Source organism: Gardnerella sp. C0684A1, from assembly GCF_055326835.1.
In genome coordinates this window covers 1-229 of sequence record NZ_JBLTSX010000110.1, presented here as the reverse complement: position 1 = coordinate 229, position 229 = coordinate 1, and the positions used below count along the sequence as shown (strand labels likewise).

General features: G+C 58.1%; 1 protein-coding gene. It reads right to left on the bottom strand.

The annotated features are described in order from the left end of the window. Nucleotides 1-229: hypothetical protein (locus tag ACNEUN_RS06505; RefSeq protein WP_463631658.1), on the bottom strand; the 229-nt coding region annotated here is incomplete at both ends.

Genomic DNA, 229 nt, shown 5'->3' with positions numbered 1-229 from the left:
GATCATCATCGCCCATGTCGACGGCTCGGGCACGGCTGAAGCGAACACCACGTCGATCAATCCAACTGAACCGGCCGCAAAATGATCTCCTGCGAGGTTCACCACAACCGAATTGCTCGTGAAGCTGACCGCCGAGTCGATCAGACCGGTTACATTGCTGTTGGCATCCACGAACGCGGCGGTGATCGGCGAAAGGCCTGAGGGACCGGATATCGCGAATCCGTTGAAC